Below are 758 nucleotides of genomic sequence, written 5' to 3' on the forward strand. Positions count from 1 at the left end.
CGGTGCGGTGGGTGCGGTGGCCGGTGCCGCGGACGGCGGTGCGGGGGAGGCGGCGCTGCGGGCGCTGGCGAAGCTGGAGCAGGTCCTTCCGGCGCGGCTGCGGCGCCGGGTGGCGGCGGTGGCCCAGGCGACGGTGCCGGTGGACGGCCCGGACGCGGGTCCGCGGGTGGATCCGGGGGTGCTGGCCGTCCTGGCGGCGGCGTGCCGGGACGGCGAGCGGGTCCGTTTCGCCTACCGCGATCGGGAGGGCCGGGTGACGCGGCGCCTGGTGGAGCCGTCCGCGCTGGTGGCCGCGAGCCGCCGCTGGTACCTGGTCGCCTTCGACCCGCAGGCCCGCGACACCGGGCATCCCGACGCGACCGGCTCGACCGGCTCGGCCGGCGGGGGTGGTTCGGGGGCGTGGCGGACGTTTCGGCTGGATCGGGTGGAGGAGGTGTTCCCCACGGGTGTGCGGGTGGCGCGGCGGGAGGTTCCGGGTGGGGATCCGGCGGCGTGGGTGCGCGGGTCGCGGGCGGGTGGGCGTCCGGTGGTGCGTGCGGTGCTGAGGGTGCACGCCCCGGTGGAGGTGCTCGCGGACCGGTTGCGGGTGGGCCGGGACGAGGTGGAGGCGCTGGACGAGGGTTCGTGCCTGCTGCGGACGGCACCCGATTCGCTGGAGTGGACGGCGATGCGGCTGGCGCATCTGGAGGTGGAGTTCACGGTGCTCGAGCCGCCGGAGCTGGCGGACCGGCTGCGCGAGGCGGGCGCCCGCCTGCTCC

At 78.2% G+C, this 758-nt stretch carries 1 protein-coding gene; it reads left to right on the forward strand.

Going from position 1 to position 758, the window contains the following annotated elements; all coding sequences use genetic code 11:
- Positions 1–16 precede the first annotated feature (16 nt).
- Positions 17–758 (forward strand): helix-turn-helix transcriptional regulator (locus EBO15_RS43475; protein WP_199745205.1); only part of this gene is annotated, 742 nt, incomplete at its 3' end.

Source organism: Actinomadura harenae, assembly GCF_003696215.1.
GTDB classification, from domain to species: Bacteria; Actinomycetota; Actinomycetes; order Streptosporangiales; family Streptosporangiaceae; genus Spirillospora; species Spirillospora harenae.